The sequence below is a fragment of the Nocardia sp. NPDC050710 genome, assembly GCF_040654375.1.
Taxonomy (GTDB): Bacteria; Actinomycetota; Actinomycetes; order Mycobacteriales; family Mycobacteriaceae; genus Nocardia.
Genome location: NZ_JBFAHV010000011.1, coordinates 127733 through 148401, shown reverse-complemented (window position 1 = coordinate 148401; position 20669 = coordinate 127733). Strand labels below are relative to the sequence as shown.

Annotated in this window: 19 protein-coding genes and 3 pseudogenes; 10 read left to right on the top strand and 12 right to left on the bottom strand. The window is 66.1% G+C overall.

From position 1 onward, the window contains the following. The first annotated feature begins 533 nt into the window (after positions 1-533). Positions 534-1721, top strand: coding sequence for an alanine--tRNA ligase-related protein (locus tag AB0H61_RS20695; RefSeq protein ID WP_357306838.1), 1188 nt, complete (start codon positions 534-536; stop codon positions 1719-1721). A 389-nt stretch (positions 1722-2110) separates the two neighbouring features. On the opposite strand, the gene AB0H61_RS20690 is transcribed toward AB0H61_RS20695, so the two are convergent. The 3 genes from AB0H61_RS20690 to AB0H61_RS20680 all read right to left on the bottom strand — a co-directional run bounded on the left by AB0H61_RS20690 (position 2111) and on the right by AB0H61_RS20680 (position 4540). Further along, positions 2111-2386 (bottom strand): hypothetical protein, encoded by a 276-nt coding sequence (locus AB0H61_RS20690; RefSeq protein WP_357306836.1) that lies wholly within the window; start codon positions 2384-2386, stop codon positions 2111-2113. After that, positions 2383-3558: a hypothetical protein gene (locus AB0H61_RS20685; protein ID WP_357306834.1), complete on the bottom strand. Its 1176-nt coding sequence runs from the start codon at positions 3556-3558 to the stop codon at positions 2383-2385. The genes AB0H61_RS20690 and AB0H61_RS20685 overlap by 4 nt, the downstream gene beginning before the upstream one ends. Positions 3559-4312: 754 nt before the next feature. Beyond that, the gene (locus tag AB0H61_RS20680; RefSeq protein ID WP_357306832.1) at positions 4313-4540 is read right to left on the bottom strand and encodes a hypothetical protein; all 228 of its coding nucleotides are present in this window, start codon (positions 4538-4540) and stop codon (positions 4313-4315) included. 374 nt (positions 4541-4914) lie between these two features. On the opposite strand from AB0H61_RS20680, the gene AB0H61_RS20675 reads away from it, so the two are divergent. After that, entirely contained in the window at positions 4915-5352 is a 438-nt protein-coding gene (locus tag AB0H61_RS20675) for a GtrA family protein (protein WP_357306908.1), read from the top strand. 238 nt (positions 5353-5590) lie between these two features. Here the strand turns inward: AB0H61_RS20675 and AB0H61_RS20670 are convergent. After that, positions 5591-5956, bottom strand: a pseudogene (locus AB0H61_RS20670) (IS1380 family transposase); the annotation flags it as partial. A 344-nt stretch (positions 5957-6300) separates the two neighbouring features. Between AB0H61_RS20670 and AB0H61_RS20665 the strand changes: the two are divergent. Next, positions 6301-6435 carry a hypothetical protein gene (locus AB0H61_RS20665; protein WP_357306916.1) on the top strand — a complete coding sequence of 45 codons (135 nt, stop codon included), beginning with the start codon at positions 6301-6303 and terminating at the stop codon, positions 6433-6435. 28 nt (positions 6436-6463) lie between these two features. Here AB0H61_RS20665 and AB0H61_RS20660 read toward each other — a convergent pair. After that, positions 6464-6685: pseudogene (locus AB0H61_RS20660) on the bottom strand (IS1380 family transposase); the annotation flags it as partial. A 136-nt stretch (positions 6686-6821) separates the two neighbouring features. On the opposite strand from AB0H61_RS20660, the gene AB0H61_RS20655 reads away from it, so the two are divergent. Together AB0H61_RS20655 and AB0H61_RS20650 are read left to right on the top strand one after the other, a co-directional pair. Continuing rightward, on the top strand, positions 6822-7763 hold the full coding sequence (locus tag AB0H61_RS20655) for an ATP-binding cassette domain-containing protein (protein ID WP_357306830.1): 942 nt from the start codon (positions 6822-6824) through the stop codon (positions 7761-7763). Then, positions 7763-8524 (top strand): ABC transporter permease, encoded by a 762-nt coding sequence (locus AB0H61_RS20650; RefSeq protein WP_357306828.1) that lies wholly within the window; start codon positions 7763-7765, stop codon positions 8522-8524. The genes AB0H61_RS20655 and AB0H61_RS20650 overlap by 1 nt, the downstream gene beginning before the upstream one ends. Here the strand turns inward: AB0H61_RS20650 and AB0H61_RS20645 are convergent. Continuing rightward, positions 8508-11591: a BTAD domain-containing putative transcriptional regulator gene (locus AB0H61_RS20645; RefSeq protein WP_357306825.1), complete on the bottom strand. Its 3084-nt coding sequence runs from the start codon at positions 11589-11591 to the stop codon at positions 8508-8510. The genes AB0H61_RS20650 and AB0H61_RS20645 overlap by 17 nt on opposite strands. A 363-nt stretch (positions 11592-11954) precedes the next feature. On the opposite strand from AB0H61_RS20645, the gene AB0H61_RS20640 reads away from it, so the two are divergent. The 4 genes from AB0H61_RS20640 to AB0H61_RS20625 all read left to right on the top strand — a co-directional run bounded on the left by AB0H61_RS20640 (position 11955) and on the right by AB0H61_RS20625 (position 14663). Beyond that, the gene (locus tag AB0H61_RS20640) at positions 11955-12599 is read left to right on the top strand and encodes a DUF4097 family beta strand repeat-containing protein (protein ID WP_357306823.1); all 645 of its coding nucleotides are present in this window, start codon (positions 11955-11957) and stop codon (positions 12597-12599) included. A gap of 4 nt (positions 12600-12603) precedes the next feature. Continuing rightward, on the top strand, positions 12604-12804 hold the full coding sequence (locus AB0H61_RS20635; RefSeq protein WP_357306820.1) for a ferredoxin: 201 nt from the start codon (positions 12604-12606) through the stop codon (positions 12802-12804). A gap of 42 nt (positions 12805-12846) precedes the next feature. Continuing rightward, on the top strand, positions 12847-14073 hold the full coding sequence (locus AB0H61_RS20630; RefSeq protein WP_357306817.1) for a cytochrome P450: 1227 nt from the start codon (positions 12847-12849) through the stop codon (positions 14071-14073). Positions 14074-14150: 77 nt separating this feature from the next. Then, complete coding sequence (locus AB0H61_RS20625) at positions 14151-14663, top strand: hypothetical protein (RefSeq protein ID WP_357306814.1); 513 nt, start codon at positions 14151-14153, stop codon at positions 14661-14663. A gap of 162 nt (positions 14664-14825) precedes the next feature. On the opposite strand, the gene AB0H61_RS20620 is transcribed toward AB0H61_RS20625, so the two are convergent. Continuing rightward, entirely contained in the window at positions 14826-15695 is an 870-nt protein-coding gene (locus AB0H61_RS20620) for an alpha/beta hydrolase (RefSeq protein WP_357306811.1), read from the bottom strand. A 412-nt stretch (positions 15696-16107) separates the two neighbouring features. On the opposite strand from AB0H61_RS20620, the gene AB0H61_RS20615 reads away from it, so the two are divergent. Further along, a complete protein-coding gene (locus AB0H61_RS20615) occupies positions 16108-16764 on the top strand; it encodes a hypothetical protein (protein WP_357306808.1) in 657 nt (218 codons plus the stop codon). A gap of 160 nt (positions 16765-16924) precedes the next feature. Here the strand turns inward: AB0H61_RS20615 and AB0H61_RS20610 are convergent, their stop codons facing one another. From AB0H61_RS20610 to AB0H61_RS20590, 5 genes and pseudogenes are all read right to left on the bottom strand, one after another. Then, complete coding sequence (locus AB0H61_RS20610; RefSeq protein WP_357306906.1) at positions 16925-17401, bottom strand: C40 family peptidase; 477 nt, start codon at positions 17399-17401, stop codon at positions 16925-16927. 489 nt (positions 17402-17890) lie between these two features. Continuing rightward, a pseudogene (locus AB0H61_RS20605) lies at positions 17891-18022 on the bottom strand (hydrolase); the annotation flags it as partial. Positions 18023-18343: 321 nt separating this feature from the next. Next, on the bottom strand, positions 18344-19204 hold the full coding sequence (locus tag AB0H61_RS20600; protein ID WP_357306805.1) for a hypothetical protein: 861 nt from the start codon (positions 19202-19204) through the stop codon (positions 18344-18346). After that, positions 19204-19929, bottom strand: a complete 726-nt coding sequence (locus AB0H61_RS20595; RefSeq protein ID WP_357306803.1) for a ParA family protein — start codon at positions 19927-19929, stop codon at positions 19204-19206. The genes AB0H61_RS20600 and AB0H61_RS20595 overlap by 1 nt, the downstream gene beginning before the upstream one ends. A 166-nt stretch (positions 19930-20095) precedes the next feature. Next, positions 20096-20566 (bottom strand): hypothetical protein, encoded by a 471-nt coding sequence (locus AB0H61_RS20590; RefSeq protein ID WP_357306800.1) that lies wholly within the window; start codon positions 20564-20566, stop codon positions 20096-20098. Positions 20567-20669 lie beyond the last annotated feature (103 nt).

The following is a 20669-nucleotide window of genomic DNA, read 5'->3' as shown; positions in this document are numbered from 1 at the left end:
ACTGCGTCCGACCAGCTCTCCCGGTAGCGCGCGAGAACCTGCTTCACTGCATCCGTGGCAGGCGGTTCCTGGACCAGACCGGTCCAAATGTCGTTGCCCATACCAACCCGCATGAAAGGGCCGACAGCAGCAGCCCGAGTTCGGGATCGAGACGCGTCAGAAGCGGATTGGCCTCATCCCGCTAGACCCAGAACTTCGCCGACGGGCGATCGAGTCTCAGGCGAAGTTCCACCATCCTTCGGGCGCTGCAAGCAGGCGAGCCCAGCGAAACCGCCCTGTCGAAGCTGGCGCCTGATCTCCACTGGCCGATAAATCGGTCGTGCTCGGCACGGGCTGGTTGCTACCGTGCAGCCATGAAGGTCAATTCACGAATCGCTGCCGCGGCCGCACGAGCTCTCAGCTCGCCGGTCGCGCCCGCCTGACCTCTTTCCCTTGCCGGCGACCGGAAACGGTCCGCTGGTGTGTGTCGGTCTTTTGCCGGACTTGCCATGTGCGGTCGCTTCCGGTCGATTCAATTCGATGGAGCAACCACCGTGATCACGACAGACCAGACCGTTCAGACCTTCCTCGACTTCTTCCGCGAACGCGAGCATGAGCTCACGCCGGGTGGATCGCTCATTCCCTCACCGGGGGATCCGGTGCTGTTCACCACCTCCGGGATGCACCCGTTGACCCCATATCTGATGGGCCGACCCCACCCGCTGGGCCATCGGCTCACCAGTCTGCAGCGCTGCCTGCGCACCACCGATCTCGAGGAGGTCGGTGACGACACCCACCTCACCGTGTTCGAGATGCTCGGGTCCTGGTCACTCGGCGACTACGGCGGCCCACAGAGCCTGCGTTGGGGATTCGAACTGCTGCGCGACGGCTTCGGCATCGACCCCGGCCGGATACACGTCACGGTGTTCGGCGGTGACGAACAGGTCGAGCCCGACCACGAGTCGTGGCGCACGTGGGATGAGCTGGGTTTACCGGTCGAACCGACCACCGACGAGAACTGGTGGTCCAACGGCCCGACCGGACTCTGCGGACCCGATTCGGAGATCTTCGTCTGGACCGGAGACGAAATGCCGCAGGGCACACCGACATCCGACGACCGGTGGGTGGAGGTGTGGAATCACGTCATGATGCGATACGTCCGGCATCCCGACGGCAGCCTCGAACCACTGCGTCGGCCCGGCATCGACACCGGTCTGGGCGTGGAACGGCTGGTGCGAATCCTGCGGAACACGCAGTCCGTCTTCGAGATCGACGTTTTCCAGCCCTGGCTGACCACCCTGCCCCGAATCTGGGGCCCGCTGAACGAACGGTCGCTGCGACTGCTGTCGGACCATCTGCGATCCAGCATCGTCGTCCTCGGCGACCGGGTCACCCCATCCCCGTCCGGTCGCGGTCATGTACTCCGCCGTTTGATCCGCCGTACCCTGACCACGCTGTGGCGCGACGATCCGACCCGCACCCTGTCCGACCTGCCGATCGAGCTGGTGGAACACACCCTCGGGCACTTCCGGCAATCGGTTCACTCCCATGAGGTGCGCACCATCCTGCTCGACGAGGAACGCAAATTCGATCTGCTGCTCCAGCGCGGACGAAAGGTCCTGTCCCACAGCCGTTTCACCGGGCGGCCCTTGACCGACGACGAATACCACTACCTGCACGACACCCACGGCCTGCCCCGCGATCTCGTGGTGTATCTGAACACCGAGGCCGGTGTCAGTTGACATATCAGGAGTCGACATCGTCCGAACGGACGGGCCTGCGTGAGCGATAGCGGTGTCCCCACCTTTCCATAGCCTGGACGGGTGGGAACTGTGGACTTCGGCCTCGAGTCCGATGTGGGTGGGATTTCGCAGCGGCCAGCGTTGGATGTCGAATTCGTCGCGATATCCTGAAGATCCAGCCTGAATCCCTCGAGGCGGCCCACGTCCACGTTCAGGTCAGTTACAGTGCCCCCGATCCGGACCATCCCGCATTGCAGATCATCACTTGCCGATGCGGCCGCGAGCACCGCACGCTACCGACCGGTCCCCGTCACCGATCTCGTCATCAATCCCGATGAACGATCGTCCCGCCGCCCATTCGATCCAGCCGTGCCGCCGGGCAAGGTCGGCTAACCGCCCCGGCGCAGGATGTGCGTGACCACGCACGCCACGACACGGTAGGTGAGGACAGCGGGCACGACGACCAGCAGCACTATGCGCAGTGCGACCAGCACGACGCTGACGGTCGTGTAGCCCAGGCCCAGGCCGTCGGGCGAACCGAACCCGTGCCTCGCCGACAAGGCCGCCAAGACCGGATACAGGGCGAGGTACAACGCCAGCAGGATCACCGGCATGCGGATCAGCCGCCACCCGGCGAGCAGCCGCGAGGTGCCGGGAAGTCTCATCGCGCCAGCTCCGGTCCGGAGGTGAGGAATGCGAGCAGTAGGGCGTTGCCGATCACCCCACCTGTCGCGAAACGCAACCTTGTCCCGCTCCGCAATGACAGACCGAAGAGGTCCGTGGTGCGAAACAGGCGGGTGAACATGTCGCGGTGACCGAAGGAACGGGCCGGGGCCAGCGCGAATCCGGTGGCCGACACCGATATCCCGAGTATCAGGGGACCGCTGTCCATATCCCCGACACCGTCATAGCCATCGCCGTACTCGTGGATCGCGCTGAAGCCGAGGACGCTCCGCTCCTGGCGGAACAACCCGGTCGCCAACTCCTCGGCGAGCGCCCGGTCGGCGAAGCCGGCGAAGTAGGCCGCCAAGCCGGTTCCCGAAGCGCGTGGGGCGTCGTGCATCCGCCCGTCGACACCCATGCGCTGCAACACCAGTCCCGTGTCCCGATCGATCTGTACCGCGCGTACCCGTTGCGCCCAGTGCGCGAGGACCGCCGTGTGGTCGGCGCCGGTCACCCGGCCGTGCACCGCGATCGCAGCGGCTACGGCTGCCACATCGGTCGGGTATGCCTCGCCGGGAAAGGTATCCAGCAGCCCGGTCGGCGAGACGAGCAGCCGCCGCTCGTAGGAGGTAATCAGCGCGTCGTGCTGGAACGCGAGGTCGGGCGGGAACGCCGGATCGACCAGGCGCGCCATCCCGAGCGCGAGAGCGGGATAAGAGAGATACGCGTGGCCGTTCGGACTGTCGAGATCCGCCAACCCGTCCTGGCCGTGCCAGGCCGCGGTGAATTCGGCGCGCATCTCGGGCAGCAGACTCTTGGCTGCCGCGCGGGTCATGATCGGGGCGTAGCGTCCCCGCCATTCGGGGTGCTCCAGACACACTTGCGCCAGTCCCAGCGCCGTCATTTGGTGCGCGAGCAGGCCCCACATGCCGGCGAGAGTCTCTCCCGCGCCTGTGGCACGCCGATGATCGTCCTCGGTTTCGAAGGCCACCATTTCCTCGGCGAGCCCACGCACCCGTGCCGGATCCCCTCGATACCACTCGTCGGCGTCGCGACCGCACCACCATCTCGGCAACAAGCCCGCGACCAAAACGGCCACCACGATGCCGATCACTATCGCGAGCGGACGACGAAATTTATGTAACCGACGCACCGGGCCGGTCGGACTCCCCATGACCCGAACGTACATCCCTACCTCACCGCACACAGCACGAGAACCGCCCTCGACGTGATCGGCCGTGAACACGAAAGGTCGCCAGCACCCCCCATCCGCCAGTAGCGCTGGACGCCCGAACCAACTGCACACCAACAACATTCACGTACAGCTCGCCCATACACCCGCTGGGCGACGGCACCACTCGCCTACGAGTGTCGTAAAAGGTTCGCGGACAAAGCCGCCCACGTGTGACGTGGCGCAATCTCGACTTCCCGCTCGAGCGGTAGTGCGAAGGTCGGCGCCAACACTCATCAGCCTGGGCACACCGGGCATGAACCGCTCTCCCGAAGCAAGTTATCGGCAGATCCATGGCGAAGCCCCCGGCAGATCCACGGCAAGACCATCGGCAGATCCACGGCGAAACCACCGGCAGATCCACGGCGTCGATCCCTCCGAAGCCTGCAACGCCGCATCGGCGACCGATTCCACGCCGGCTTCGTCCTCTACTGCGGCGACCAACAACTGCCTTTCGGCGACGACCTGTCCTGCATACCGATCAGCGCATTGTGGACTACTCCACCGCCCGGATGAGCAAACCATTGAGCGTCGCGTATTCGACCCGGCCGTTTCGGTCATCCGACGATACGAAATCAGCCGAACCTGCGTCGCGCCATTGCAGTCACCCGGACATGCCGCAGAACCGCTGCCGCTGACCGCGCGAAGCGACCCGGTCACCCCCCGAGGGTTACCGGGTCGCTCGCATTTATTCGGTTCAGGATGTCTTCGAGCCACCGCTGAGGCTGGACGAACCGGTGCTCAGAAGTTGTAGAAGGTTCTGGAAGAAGTCGCACCCGCCGGGCGCGCCGATTGGGAACTCGACGCACCCCGCGACCGGGGCAACCGGTTCAGTGACGGCTTGTTCGGTGGCGGCTTGTGCGGTGGCGAGCGGGGCCAGCGTCAGCGCACCTGCCAGGGTGGCTGCGGCGAGGGATCGTCTCATCGGAAATTCCTTCTGCTCTGAGCTTTTCGAACTGTCCAACTGCCCCCCGAGCAGCGATGATCACGCTATTCGGGCATTGGCTCAGCTCACAGACCCCGGTTCCGTGGCCCATGGCTCCGGGGGCACGTACGGCCGAACGTCAGCGGAAATTCGTTTACGCAATCCGGACGAGGTCCGGCACCCTTATCCGCTGTGACCAGGCCGAACACCGTGTCGGTGGGCTGTCAGGCCGGCGTCAGGCCGGTGTCAGCGGGGCTGGCCACAGTATTCCTGTGAACAGCACAGCAATGGCAGTTTCCGGGCTGCGGAAGGCATACGGGGACACGACGATCCTCGATGGCATCGATCTGACCATCGGTGCAGGCCCCTACCCGATGCTGCGCACGGAGTGGCTCGACCGCCTCGCCCGCGTGATGCGGTATCTGCGCGGTGATCACGCCTTCGCCCAGCTGTTCCGCTTCGCCCTGGTCGGGGGCTCGAGCAATATTGCCTATGTCCTGCTGTTCATGGCCATGAATGATTTCGGGCCGCTGGTCGCCAATATTGTCGGCTCGATCGTCAGCACGATCATCGCGAACGAATTGCATCGGCAACTCACCTTCCGCGCGGCCGGGCGGGTCGGCTGGTTCACCGCACAGTGGGAAGGCGGCGGGCTGGCGCTGATCGGCCTGCTGATCAGCACGGCGGCGCTGGCAGGTCTCGAGTTCTGGGCATCCGGCCTCGGTGAGATCGCGCAGGCGGGCGCCGTGATCGCCATCATGGCGGCGGTCGGCGGTATGCGTTTCCTGGCACTGCGCGGCTTCGTCTTCTGAAAGTCCGACCGCCATTCGCCAGTTCTGTGCGTTCCGGCGGTCATACGACTGCCCGAGATCATCTCGGCCCGTTGATCTTCCGGGAGCGGCGCGGCCGGTTCGGACAGCGTGCAGATCTCTGCCATAAAGATGCTGGGCGCGCTGACCCGGATCTTTCGTGCGGCTGATGTGCCGGCCTGATCGGGTTCGGGTTGGGTTTTGCGGTCGGCGGGCGATGCGGGGGCCGCGGCCGAGAACACCGCAGACGCAGCCGTTTCGGTTCCCAGCGTCGCGCTGGCTGGTCGTGCATGGCGAGCGTCTGCATCCAGGCGGTGAGTTCGCGAGCGAGGCAGACGATCTCGATCCAGATCCGGTTCTGGTCGAACCCCCGCAACGGGAGGTTGGCCAGACCCGTGAGCTCGGCCCAGGCCCCGTCACGCACTTTCCCGCTGACGTCGTAGGCCTCGGATCACGCGTCGGCCGGGATGCGATCGACTGCAGCCGTCGTTGTTTCGGTCAACCGAATCCGACAAAACTGCGGATGCCGGGCTGTGAGGTAGTTGAGGAATTCGTGGGTGCCGCCGCCGGAGTCGGTGTGCACCAGCACTTTCTCGCCAACCCGGTACCGACCTGCCACGGCAACTGGGCTGCCAACACTTTCGGGGCGTCGGCGGCCGGCCCGGCGATCGTCGACGCCACGGTCGACCAGCCCCTTCCTTGGTGGACCGGCCCGGTGGTCCGACTTACCCTCGATACAGGCCAATGTTTCGTACTGCCACAACGGGGGATTGATGGACGCGCGATGGTTCGGGGCGGCGGTGGTCTCCCACTTTATCGGGGCCTCGATGTTGGAGTGGGCTGAGGAATGGTCCCCGGAGCCTTGGCTGGTCTGGCCAATGGGTCCTGAGTGTTGTGGGAATCGTAGGGTAAATCGTTTGTCTGGCAATCGAATTCTGGAATGTGCCGCCGGTGCGGTCGAAGCCCGCTCGGCCGGAAACCTTCTCACCGGAGGAACTCGCCGCTCGGAGCCGTGAACTGGACGAGGGGTATGCGCGGCTGCGTGAGCAGTATGCGGGGCTGCGTGAGCGACGCGATCAGCAGTAACGTCACTCGATGACATGATCCTCGTCGGGCGGTGTCGTAGTTCGAGGTCGTGGAGCTGGTCTTTGACGCTGTTGGTGGCGAACGCGGTCAACCGCAGGTAAACCGCAGCTGCGCGCCAGGGTGGGGCCGTTCTATGCCGATGATGACCCGCATCCCTTCGGGCCACTCGGTCAGATCGATCAGCCCGGTCAGCTCGGCCACCCACGCTCCGTCGCGCGTGCCCGTCGGCGTTGTAGGCGGGAGTCCATGCGCAGGCCGATGATCACGTCACGTACCGCTGGCCTCGCTGTGCGTCGGCGGGGCGCTGACCAGGTCGAACACCGTGTCAGTGGACGTGTCAGGTCGGTATCAGGTCGGTATCAGCCGGGCTGACGACAGTCGTTCACATGAACAACACAGCGATCGCAGCTTCGGGGTTGCGGAAGGCGTACAAGGACAAGAGCGTCCTCGACGGCATCGATCTGAATATCGATGCCGGCACGATCTTTTCTCTGCTCGGCCCGAACGGGGCGGGGAAGACGACCACGGTGAACGTGCTGACCACGCTATTGAAGGCCGATGGTGGCACGGCGCACGTTGCCGGGCACGATCTCGAGACCGAGCCCGAAGCGGTGCGCAAGGCGATCGGGGTCACCGGGCAGTTCGCGGCGGTGGACGATTTGCTGACCGGGGAGGAGAACCTGCGGTTGATGGCGGATATCCACCGGCTGCGGGGCGCCGAAGGCAATCGGGTGATCACCGAGCTGCTGGAACGATTCGATCTGGCGGAGTCGGCACAAAAGCGGGCGGCGACCTATTCCGGGGGTATGCGCCGGAAGCTGGACCTGGCGATGACACTGGTCAGCAGGCCGGACATCATCTTCCTGGACGAGCCGACCACGGGCCTGGATCCGCGTAGCCGCCGCACGATGTGGGATATCGTCCGGGAGTTGACGGCCGATGGCGTGACGATCTTCCTCACCACCCAGTACCTCGAGGAAGCCGATCAGCTGGCCGACCGGATCGCGGTACTCGACCAGGGCCGCATCGTCGCCGAGGGCACTGCCGCCGACCTGAAGCGCCGCATACCCGGCAGCCACATCCGGCTCCGGTTCACCCACGCTACGGAACTCGATGCGGCGGCGCGGATCCTGCCCGACGCCACCCGCGACGACGAGGCTCTCACCCTGCGAGTTCCGGGCGACGGCGATACGAAATTCCTACGGGGCCTGCTGAATCGGCTCGCCGAAGACTCGGTCGAGGCGGCGGAGGTCTCCGTCCACACCCCCGATCTCGATGATGTTTTCCTTGCCCTGACGGGTCACGCAACCACGGAGGTCAACGCATAATGAGCACCATTTCAGCCACGCTGGCCGATTCGTCGATCATGCTGCGCCGCAACTTCAAGCACACCGCCCGGAATCCCGTCACGATATTCAATGCGGCTCTGATGCCGGTCGTCATGCTGCTGATTTTCGTGTACGTGTTCGGCAACGCATTCAGTGTCGGTGAGCACTACATCGACTACGCGACACCTGGAATGATCCTGCTGGCCATCAGCTACGGGTTGTCGGGGACCGCGGTATCGGTGAGCTCCGATATGGCGAAGGGCATCATCAACCGGTTCAAGGTCATGGATGTCTCCCGCGGGGCGGTACTGACCGGCCATGTCGTGGCCACCATGCTGACCAATGCGATAGCCATCGTGGCTGTCATCGGCGTGGCCTTCGCGCTGGGGTTCCGGCCGTCCGCGACCGCCCTCGACTGGCTCGGCGCGATCGGCATCATGGCGGCGACGGCCTTCGCGGCCTCCTGGCTCACGGTCGCACTGGGAATGGCCGCGAAAACTCCGGAATCCGCGGGCATGTCCGTGGTGCCGCTGATCATGCTGCCCTTCCTGAGCAGTGCGGTCGTGCCCGCTGACCAGATGGGACAGGGCATCCGGCAGTTCGCGCAGTATCAGCCCTTCACGCCGATCATCGAAGCGCTGCGCGGATTCCTCACCGGCCACCCGTCGGGCGGGTACACCGCAGCGGCACTCGCCTGGTGCGCCGGGTTCGCCATTGTCGGATACCTGTGGTCGCGTGCCACATTCAGCAAGCGAGCGTAGTCGCGACCAGGTCGGCCCAGTTCGCCTCCGCACCCTCCCGCATCGCCTCGGTGAAGCCAGCTTCACCGAGGCGATGTCGTGCTGTCCGCTCGATCCGGGCCGAATCCGGCTGGGAACGATCGGGCAGTCCGCGTACTCCGTCGCTCGCCGCGAGCAGTCGTGCGGCCTGCTCGTTCTCGTCCGCACGTAGCGCCAGATCCGCGATTCCCACAAGTATCTGGGCAACCAGGGGAGCATGCCCCGCCGCGGACGCCGCGCGGAAGGCCGCGGCGTGTTGTTCGCGGGCTTCGTCGAGATCGTCCGCGAGGTAGCCGAGCAGGTCGTGGATCACCGCGCTGATGTGCGGCTGCTCCGCGTCGCCGTCCAACATGGTTGTCGCGATGCCGATTTGGCGGTGTGCCTGCTCGGTGTCGCCGCTCCAACGGGCCAGTTCGGCCCGCGCCAGGGCCAGTTCGGCCAGTGCGTTCGGCCAGGCGACCTGATCCGCGCACCGCTGCGCTTCGGCCATGGCGGCCGCGCTCGCCTCCGCGTCATCCATCAGCCAGTACAGCTGGGCCTGCCGCGATCGGAGTCGGACCACGTCCTCGATCGCGCCGACCTCGGTGACCACCGCGATCGCCTGATCGAAAAGCTCGCAGGCGTCAGCGAATTCGCCGCGCGCGGCGCTTCGATTCGCCACCTCGGTCAGTGCGAACGAGATCCCCCATCGCTCACCGATGGTCCGGAACTCGGCGAGCGCGGTCTCGAGATACTCGTCCGCTCTCCGCCCTTCCTGGCCGACCATGATCCGCATCTTGCCCAGTTGCAGCCGGGCCAGCGCACGCACCCAGGGATCATCGTCGGTGACCAGCGGTTCGAATGCCGACAGCATCGCGTCCGGCCCCTGCAAGAGGTGCTCCAGCGCGGCGACGAAGCGGATCGCGGGGTGGGCGGCCCGACTGCCCCGGCTGCACCGGTAGGCCTTGTGGATCCATTCCTGCACGTAGTGTTCGTCATTGCGCCCGGAGGTCGCGAAATGCACGACCAGCCCGTACACCAGCGCCCGAGTCTCGTCGTCCACCTCGCCGGGCAGGTCGGCGGCCGCGGTGATCAGCTCCATGCCTTCGGCCTTGCGCCCGCTCAACCACCAGTACCAGCCGGCGGCCGCCGCGAGCCGCATCGCCCCGGTCGCGTCGCCGCCCGCGAGCGCGCCACGCATCGCGACAGCGATATTGTCGTGCTCGGTGTCGAGGGTGGCGAGCCACTTCAACTGGTCGGCGCGGCGCAGTTGCGGTTCCGCGGTTTCGGCGAGTTCGGTGAAGTACGCGAGATGCGCGCGGCGCACCGGCTCGGATTCCTCCGACTCCATGAGCCGGTCCCGCGCGTACTGCTTGATCGTGTCGAGCATGCGATAGCGCGGCCCGTTGTCCTCCATGGTGAGCAGCAGTGACTTCTCGGTCAGCGCGGTCAGCAGCTCCAGCACCTCCCACGGCTCGACCGCCACGTTCTTCCCGCCGCCCGTGAGCTCGTCCACCGTATCCGCGCAAACCTGTTCGGCCGCATTCAGACTCGCGCCGCCGGAGAACACCGCGAGTCTGCGCAAGACCGAGCGTTCGGCGTCGGTGAGCAGCTCCCAGCTCCAGTCGACCACCGCTCGCAAGGTCCGGTGCTGCGGCAGCGCGGTACGGCTGCCGCCGGTCAGCAGGCGGAACCGATCATCGAGGCGGTTGGCGAGCTGATCGAGGGACATGGTGCGCAGTCTGGCCGCGGCCAATTCGATCGCCAGCGGTATCCCGTCGAGCGCCCGGCAGACGCGCGCCATGGTCGACAGGGTGTGGGCATCGTCCGCGAGGTCCTTACGGACCGCACCCGCCCGGTCCCGCAACAGCTGTACGGCCGGAGAGGACTCGATCTCACCGGGGTTCGCGTCCTCGGCGGGCAATGTCAACGGCTCGACCTGCCATAACGCCTCACCCGTAATGCCGAGCGGTTCCCGGCTCGTCGCGAGAATCCGCAGTCGCCCGCATTCGCCGAGCACCCGATGGGCGAAGGCCGCCGCGGCCTCGATCACATGCTCGCAGTTGTCCAGGATCAACAGCGTTTCGCGGTCCCGGATCGCCGCGATGAGCCGGTCCATCGGTTCGGCCTGCGATCCGCTGCCGAGCAGCGGGTCCCGGAGCCCGATCGCGGCGAGCGCCGACTGTGCCACGTCGCCGCTCGCGCCGACGGAGGCCAGCTCCACCAGCCAGGCCCCATCGGGCAGGTCGTCGAGCAGGGTCCGCGCGGTCTCCAGGGCCAGCCGGGTCTTCCCCGAGCCGCCGGGCCCGGTCAATGTGGTGAGCCGATGGTCCGCGATGAGTTCGCGCACGGCGGCGATATCGGCGTATTTGCCGACGAATCTGGTCAATTCGGCCCGCAGGTTCGTCTTGCGGTCGTCTTCCTCCGCACCCACTTCACCACGCAGTAGCGCGACGTGCAGTGCGGAGAGCTCCGGTGACGGGTCAACGCCCAGTTCGTCGGCGAGTGCCTCCCGGACACGCTGGTACACGATCAATGCTTCGGCGCCACGGCCCGCGAAGGCGAGCGCACGCATCAGCGCGGCGGCCAATCGTTCCCGCACCGGATGCCGGTTCACCAGCTCGGTCAGTTCGGAGACCAGCTCCGCACCCCGGCCGAGCCGGATCTCCGCTTCGTAGAGATCCTCCATGGCGGCCAGGCGCAGCCCCTCGAACCGGGCGACCACCGCGTCGACAACCGCACTGTCCGGCGCCCCGACGTCCTGCATCAGCGCACCGCGCCACAATTCGAGCGCCTCGCGCAGCAGCCGGGCCTGTTGCGCGTCCGCACCGCCGCGGGCCTGGTCGAGAAGCTGTTCGAACCGCACGGCGTCGACAGCGTGGGGCTGCACCGTCAGCCGGTATCCGCCCGCCTGCACGTCGATCGACCCGTCCGGCAGCAGCCTCCGCAGTCGGGAGACCAGCGCTTGCAGGGCGTTCGCCGCATCGGATGGCGGCCGCTCACCCCAGATCCAGTCGACCAGCGTCGTCTTCGGGACCGCGCGACCGGGTTCGAGCGCGAGTGCGATCAACAGCCCACGCAACCGAGCACCCGGTACCTCGATCGATTCCCCATCATCTGTTCGGATCTCGAGCGGTCCAAGCATCCCGATTAACACCCGGCCCATTCTGCCGTGCAGGCCCGACAATCGGCGGGCCACCCGCCCTCGGATGGCAAACGCTCCGTCGATGCGCCCACCTGTCCGCTGTGAACAGGTCCAACACCGTGTCAGCGGGCGTGTCAGGTCGGCATCAGGTCGATATCAGCCGGGCTCGCGAAAGTTCTTCCTGTGAACAGCACGGCGACCGCGGCTTCCGGGCCACGGGAGGCCCGGTGGGACAACACGATCCCCAGTTCACACACCAACCAATTCACACGCTTCAGGAGTACAGCCATGACCGCATTCCAGACCCCGGAACCGATCGCCGTCACCATCGACGTGCTCTCCGCCACCGTCACGGTGATCGCCTCCGACCGTACCGACTCCGTCGTCGAGGTCCGGCCGGCCGATGCGTCCAAGACCGGTGACGTGCGCGCCGCCGAGCAGACCCGGGTCGATTTCGCCGCGGGCACCCTGACCGTGAAAGCGCCGAAGACCTGGCGAACCTATACCCCGTTCGGCGGTAACCCGTCGATCGAGGTGACCATCGAGGTGCCCACCGGCTCCCGGCTGACCGGCACCGCCGGTGTCGGCCGATTGCTGGCCGTCGGCGGACTCGGCCAGTGCGACCTGGAGATCGCCGCCGGCGACATCACCGTCGAGCGCCCGCTCGGCTCGGTGACCGCGAAAGCCGCCAAGGGCGATATTCGCATCGGCGAAGCCGCGCGCGGCGAGCTCCGGCTGGAGACATCCATGGGCGAACTCGAGGTCGGTATCCACCCGGGCAGCGCGGTGCGGGTGGAAACCAATGCCGCGCACGGCAGTGTGCGGAACCTGATGGAGCCGGTCGACCGGACACCGGAGAACAAGGACACGGTGCAGGTGTATGCCCGAAACTCGTTCGGCAACATCATCATCCGGCACGCCACCGCCGCCTAGCGCAATGGAACTCGGAATCGACCGGGAGCGCTGCATCGGCGCCGGCATGTGCGTACTGACCGCCCCCGGAGTATTCGACCAGGACGCCGAGGACGGCCGGGTGGTGCCGCTGGACCCCACGCCCGCACCCGAGTGGGAGCCGGCCGTCCGCGAGGCCGCCCAGATGTGCCCGTCCGGCGCGATCACCGTCATTCCCGGCAATTAGGCCATGTCTCCGTCGCAACAACCGCTACGAAAAGGAAATCCGATGAGTCAAACGGTTCCCGTCCCGCAGGGCCTTCCCATGCGGCGCAATGCGGGCCCCTTCGACCCGCCCCGCGAGATCACCCGGCTGCGCGAGGCTCGCCCGGTCAGTCCCATGGTCTTCCCCGACGGCCACGAAGGCTGGGTCGTCACCGGCTACTACGCGGTCCGCCAGCTCATGGCCGACACCCGATTCAGCTCCCGCCAGGACATCGGAATTGTCCACGTGCCGTACGAGACCCCCGGCATGCCCGTCGCCACCGAACCTTCCCCGCAGATCCCGGGCTTGTTCATCGCCATGGACCCGCCGGATCACACCCGATTGCGGCGCAAGCTCATCGGCGCATTCACCGTCAAGCGCATGAAGCAGCTCGAAGAGCACATCATCGACATCGCCGAGCGGCAACTGGACGAGATGGCCCGCCTTACCCCGCCGGTCGACCTGGTCGCAGAGTTCGCGCTGCCGGTGCCCTCGCTGGTGATCTGCGAACTGCTCGGTGTCCCCTACGCGGATCGGGAGACCTTCCAGGGCAACTCCGCCAAGTTCCTGGTCAAGGACCAGACGCTCGAGGAGAAGATGGCCGCGTACGGCGCAATGACCACCTACCTGGCCGAACTGGTCACGCGCAAACGCGCCGAACCCGGCGACGACCTACTGTCCGACTTGGCCCGCCATGACGATCTCACCATCGAGGAGCTGATCGGCATCGCCTTCCTGCTGCTGCTCGCGGGCCACGAGACCACCGCGAATATGTTGGCACTCGGCACTTTCGCGCTACTGGAGCACCCCGAGCAGCTGGCCGAACTGCGCGCCGACCCGGATCTGATCCCCGATGCCGTCGAGGAACTCATGCGCTACCTGTCGGTCACCGACATCTTCTATCGCTACGCCACCGACGACATCGAACTCGGCGGCGAAACAATCGGCAAGGGATCGACCGTCGTTGTCTCACTGCTGGCCGCCAACCGCGATCCGCAGCGCTTCGACAACCCCGACACCCTGGACATTCACCGCAAGGCCCGCGGTCACCTGTCCTTCGGCCACGGCGTTCACCAATGCCTCGGCCAGCAACTGGCACGCATCGAGATGCGTGCCGGTTTCGACGGACTGCTGCGCCGCTTCCCGACCCTCGAGCTCGCCATCCCCGCCGACGAGGTGAGACTCAGGACCGACATGAATATCTACGGCGTCCACGAACTGCCGGTCACCTGGACGGAAGCGGACCGGTAGAGCTGCCCTACCCAACTCGCATACGGAGATAGGCTCGACGGCAACATGATCGAAGGCTGAAAGGTAGCGGCGTACAAGTGAAATCGCAGTCCGAGCCCGCCGTTCTGGTCGCGCTGGCGGAGCTTCTGGCGCCCGGTCGGCCGCAGATCGTCGCGGCTGTCCGGCGCGCCACGGAAGGTACTTCGGAAGACTCCGCCTGGGATGTCTTGTACGAACAGTTGCGGGAACCGGACGACGACGGTCCGCCGCTGACGGTGGGCTTCGACTGGAAGGAAGACCCCGGCAACGTCCCCGAATACTTGCGGACGCTGAGCTCGTATCCGGCCGCACTCACCTGGGACTGGTTCGAGCCATCGGTCGCCGAGTTTGTCGAATTGGAATGGCATGCAGGCGAGATCATGGAAGGCCTTCTTCCCGAAGTCGGTGAACAGTGTTTGCGGGTCGGGGTTGCGTTGATGTGTTTTCCGGTCGGCGATTCGTACGAGGTCTGTTTCGCGAACGCCGACGCGGCAGAGCGGATCACCGAGCTGGCGGCAGGTATCGGCCGTGAGAACGACCTGTTCGTCCTGCGTGAGGGTGTGTTCGATTGAGGGCAGTTCGCAGGATAGAACATATTAAATAGCTTGGCGCACAACATCTTTCGTGACAACAGTAAGGTTGCCCAGCGCACCGCCGAGTTGGGTCAACGATATCCAATTACCTTCTTCCACCGTAGGTTTCGCACAAGTGCACATCCGTCGCGCGGCACGACATCAGTCGGTTGCGTCGAGAACATCACGCAGCGTGCGGGCAAAGGCCTCGGGCTGTCCGGACTGCCCGAACTCGCCGCCGAGGAATCCGCCGTGGTGGCTCGGGAATACGGTTGCCCGCTGACCGAGGAGTTCGGCGGCGGCCACGGCCGTACGGCCGGTGAAGGTGTTCATGGACTCCTCGCCCACGGCGATCACGACACGTGTCGGCGCGGCGGCCAGCGCGTCGACATCGGGGCGATAGTCGCTGACCGACCAGGAACGGTCGGAGAGCAGTGGGTCGTCACGAGAACCGTCGTCCTCGGTAGGCATCCCGAACAGGCCGGGATCGGGCGTGGGCTGGGCGAAGTAGTCGTCGGTGAATTCGCCCTGCCACGACGTCATCGCGATGAAGGCCGCCATTCCCGCACCGAAACCCTTGGCCTCGTAGACGTCGCGACATCCCGCGCGGGCGCGCTCGGCGGCCGCGGCGTCGGGGAGCACCGGGATGAGCGGCGGCTCGTGCGCCACCAGCGTGACCACATCGTCGGGGTAGGCCGTCACCAGCGCGAGCGCGGTCACCGCACCGCCACTGCTCGCGAACATCTCGACCGGGCCGCCGCCGAGTGCATCGATCACGGCGTGCACGTCGCCGGCCTGGACCGCGGGCACATGGTCGACCCGGCCGTCCTTCCGGATGCTGCGGCCGATACCGCGCGGGTCGTAGGTGACCACGGTGCGATCAGGGAAGTGGGAGGCCAATGTGGCGAAACCACTGGCATCCATCGGCTGACCGATCATGAACACCGGCGGTCGCCCCGCCGCTGTGGGCAGCGGACCGTGGACGTCGTACACGATGTCGGCTTCGGCGGTTTCGAGCGTATGTGTCGTCATGCCACTATCGACGCCCTCGGTGCCGAAAACTCATCGGTCCGGCCGCAATGGCTGTCGGGCATACGAAGGGTCTGCGCCGTCTACCGCGTCAGGTCGATCGGCGCGGGCCGCCGGGTGGCGCGGTGGGCAGGGGAACGCGTGGACTGGATCGTGGTGGTCGCAGGGTCGCTCGCCGTCGACCACGGGCGTAACGACGACGTCGATTCGTTCCGGACGGCAGGATAGTGCCGCGTCGATAGCGGATTGCACGGCAGGAGATGCTGCGGGGCCGTAGCGGATTCGGTTCTTGACTATTCTTACGCCGCACGACATTGCGCTCGTCACCGCGGCCGGTTTCCGGCGGTGATCGACGATCGGAGGGTGGGGAGCTGCGTGACGAGAAGGGGGAAGCGCCGGGCGGCGCGATTCCGGGATGAACGGTCAACCGTACGGGTGGCAACCGCAACAGCCGCCGCCGTGTTGGCAGCAGCCTGCGCATCAGGGCCCGCCGGGATATCCTCCGCCGGTACGCCGTTCGCGTACGGGGCTGATCGTCGGGGCGGTCGGGGCGGCGCTGGTCTTGGTCATCGCGGCGGTCGTCGTCGCCGCTGCCTTGTCGAATCGCGCCGATGCCGTGGATCCACCGTACAAAGCGATGAGCCAGGCGTTTCCGCGGCTGTTGCCCGTCGAGGACGGCGGTAAGGGGTACAACGGCGCGCCGTGCACCCGGCTCGATCCGAAGAAGTCCGAACGTGCCCGTAGCGGCGAGAACGATTTCGGCCGGTGGATCGGGGGCTGGGAATGTGAGGGGGACGGCTTCGCCACCCCGGACTACCTGATCTACGCCTACCGGTCCGCGAAGGCTGTCCGGTCGGTCGTCGACGGGCTCACGCCCAAGAAGGAATTCACCGAGATCAACGGCGGCGTTCAGTACACGAGCTATGAGCTGTACGGATGCTGTTATGCCGGACCGAAGATCGCCACCACTTTCCCCGACGATGCGAACCGTTCGACCTACCTGATGTACAGCAGGGGCTCGACCAGTATGCGGTCGCTGATCGAATGGTGGAAGTCCGCGCCCCTGTCCTGAGCGTTCGCGGCGGCCTTGCGGACGCGAGCGACCGATGTGGGGCCGGCTCCTGCGGCGGCGGAAACGGCGTAGCGGGCGATGATCGAGGCGCTCCCCGAGATGGAGCACACCGAGCATGCGGCGTCGAGCGATACGCAGTGGGTTCATCGTGGGTCCCGGCTCAGAATCGGCGAGCGCCCGCGAAAGGCATGGACGCCATGGGGGCTTCGGTGACCCCGGTGCTGTAGGTGCCAGCGTGGATGACCTTGCCGTCACCGGCGTAGAGGGCGGAGTGTCCGCCGCCGTAGAAGGAGACCACGTCGCCGGGCTGTAGATCATCCTGGGAGACGGGGGTTCCCGAGGCGAGCTGCTGGTAGCTGGTGCGCGGCACATCTACGCCCACCTGGCTGTAGGACCACTGCACGAGGCCCGAGCAGTCGAAGGCGTCGGGGCCCACGGAGCCCATACGGTAGCCGGAGCCGATCTTGGCTCGCGCGGCCTCGACCGCCAGGGCGCCCTTGGACTTCTGGGGCGCCACGCTCGGCCCGGGGGTGGCCGGAGGCTGGACGCCGGGGATACCCGACAGGAACGGGAGTTCGATGCCGAACAGCGTCGTGGGCAACGAGAATCCGGCCGCGGGCGGGCTCGAGGGCTGGATTGCCGGGGGTGCGGGGAGACCGGCTCCCGGGGTGATGAGAGCGGCCAGCCATGCGCCCAGAGCGGTGGATGTGTCGAGGCCGATTCCCGGAATCCCCGGAACGGACAGTTCGATCCGCGGAGTCGCGGGCGCGGCGGGCTGGTCTCCCGGAGCGGCGGATACGGCGATGCCGATTCCCGGAATCCCCGGAACGGACAGTTCGATCCGCGGAGTCGCGGGCGCGGCGGGCTGGACTCCCGGAGCGGCAAGTGCGGCGAGCTCGGCACTCGGTCCTGCGGGCACTACGGGTCCGGCAGGAAGCCCCGCGGGAAGTGCGAATTCGAAGCCGCCGGGCAGGGGGATCGTGAACCCCGGTGCGGTGGGCAGCGTGAGCGTGGGTCGCGACAGGTCGGCGAATTCGGGGCCGATCGTTGCGGGAGACGCTGGAATATCACCCTCGGAAATATCCAATACTTCTGGAATATTCTGCACGGCCGGGTAAACCTTCGCCGGCACCGGAACGCGTCCGGGAATTTCGAAAGTACCGATTCCTGGAATGTTCAGCGGTTGCGCCGAGGCCGGTCCGGCGGTCAACAGCAGGGCTCCCAGGGCGGTGGCTGCGCCGCCGAGCAGTAGCAACATTGTGCGACGCAGCCAGCGGGAATATCGAACGTCTTCGGTTGAAGCCATGATGCGGTCCTCCGATGCTCAGATCGAGGCCGATGGCGGACGTGCTGTGTTCACCACGGCCTTCGAATTGATTCGAAAAACATCACGGTGATCTCTTCAGTACAGCGGATCCGAGCGACCATGTTTCACCAGAAAACGCACATTACAAAGCCGAACACACCGAATTATGATAACGAACAAATAAATAATCGCAACATTATTAACAATCGGTTTTTGATACAGAAATGCCCCGCGGCCGATTTCCGATAGCCGCGGGGCATTGCCGGGGATGATTCAAGCGGTGATCTGCTCCTCGATCTGTTCGGCGAGGGAGCGCAGGCGCGCCGCGAATTCGCGGGCGGCCACCGGATCGTCATTCGATCCCCGGACCACCCGGCGCGTCAGCGCGGCCAGCCGGGACTCCACGGTGGTGAACAGATCCACCGGCCGCTCGCCGGTCTCGAACGGCAATTCGCCACGCAGCCAGGCTTGCAACCGCCGCTTCACCTCGCGCTCGTCGAAACGCTCCGGCAGCACCGCCACCGCCTCGCGCAACTTACCCGCGGTGATTTTCACATCGGGTTCATCGGCGAGCGTGGTGTACACGGCGACCGCCGCATCCTCGCCGTGCTCGGCCGCAACCGCCAGCAACTCCCGCACCTGCCCCTCATTGATGCCCGGTGCGACCGGATGCAGCCGCGCGGCCAGCGGCCAGGCCCGGATGAGCTTATGCGCGTAGGACCTCTGCATATCCCAGCGCTGTTCCACATAATCGTCGAAGGTGGCGTGTGCGTCGCGGTACAGCCGCCCGTCCCGCACGATCTGTAGCGCCCGCCCGGCCGCCCAGAACGCGATACGCAGGCCATCGATCGAGGATTCACAGGCATCCAACTGTGACTGTTCACGATCACTGAGCGGCCCCTCACCCGCATCGTCGGGCAGCGGCATGGTCAGCACATCGGCGGGCTCGGCGACCGGCGAACGCCCCGCATCGGCGGGCTCGGCGACTGGCGAACGCCCCATATCGGCAGGCTCGGCGACCGTCGAGCGCCACTCGGCGTCGCGCAACGGGGAGACCGGCGGCGTATGTTCGGCGGTGTCGGCCAAGGGATTCGCCGATCCGCCGATCGAACCTTTTCTGCGTTGCGGAGGCATCAGGCCGACACCTCCACCGCGATCCGGTAGGGGCTGACCAGCTCATCGCCGACCTGCCGGTACTCCCCCAGATCCTCGATCGGGTTCTCGGCGCCGTCTCCGACTTCCCCATCGGCCGCCTCCCGATACCACTTCCATCCGCTCAAATACGATGCGAACACCTCGTATCCGGCGTCCTCCAGATTCCCGCGCTGCGTGCGGTATTCGGTCGAAACATTCACGCCCTTCTTCATGGTCACCGGCACCTTTGTCATCAGCACCCGCACCCGGATCTGGCGATCACTGCCCGCGGCTGCCTCCTCGGCGGCGCGATAGGTGCTCGGCACCCGCTTCACCTCCGACGGGCTGACACTGGTCAGCAGGATCAGCTCATCGCTCAGCGGTATGGCGGCCTTGAAGATCTCGGCCGATTCGCCGCCCGCGTCCACAATGATGACGTCGAACGACTTGGCGTTGTCGGTGATGCAATCGCCGACATGCCGGGACGGGAAGGCGATGAGCTCGAAGGGCACCGCGATATCGCCCTTGATGAGTCGCCGATGCCAGGAGTACCCGGTCTGACTGAGCGGGTCCGCATCGATTACCAGTACCCGCAGTCTGTGGATTTGCGCGAAATAGGAGGCCAGGAAGAAGGCCGAGGTGGTCTTACCGACACCGCCCTTGAGATTCCCCAACGTGATGACGAAGGGCTCGGGCAGATCGAGTGGCGCAACAGAATTCGTCATGGACAATCCTCCGTGGATGAGGAGTGCAGTACTGTGCGTCAGCCAGTTTGACATAGCCGTGGCATATAACCGCTGATCCACGCGACAACACCCGATACCCGGGCGCGCCGCATCGGCGACGAGTCCGGGCTGTGTCCAATTGGACACGGCCCGGCGTCGCGCGACCTCAACGCTCGGCGTTGGCCGGATCGACGAGAGTCGGGGTGCGACCCTCGTGGCGGGCGCGGCGAGCGTCCTCGAAGAACTCGCGGGAGAACAGGGCGGACAGGACCGCGACGCCCGCGCGGTGCACGCGGAACTCGCTGGTCTTGCACGTGCCGGTGAGGCGGATGACGCGGCCCGCGGCATCCTTCGGCCGGGCGAAGTCCTTGACCTGGCCGCGGCCGGTCCACTCCAGCCCGGTCTGGTCGATGACGGCGTCGTCCGGCACCAGAAGTTTCACCATCGCGTGGTCGAGCGTGGCGTGCATTTCGATCACGCCGTCGCCGGCGATCTGCGGCGAGCGCAGGTCGATGACAACGGTGCCGTAGCGCGCGGTGACGTCGAAGGCGTCGGCGTCGGTCCAGTCGCCGAGGCGCTTGGCGGTGTCGTGGTCGACGTGGATGCGGGTGGGGCCGGTGGTCAGCGAGGCGGTCATTTCGATGGTCCTTTCGGGAGTGGTGCTGTCGATGCACCAATAGTGACATCATCACTAGTGTTTTGGCAACTAGTTTTTCAAACTCTAGTTGTCCAACCACCAG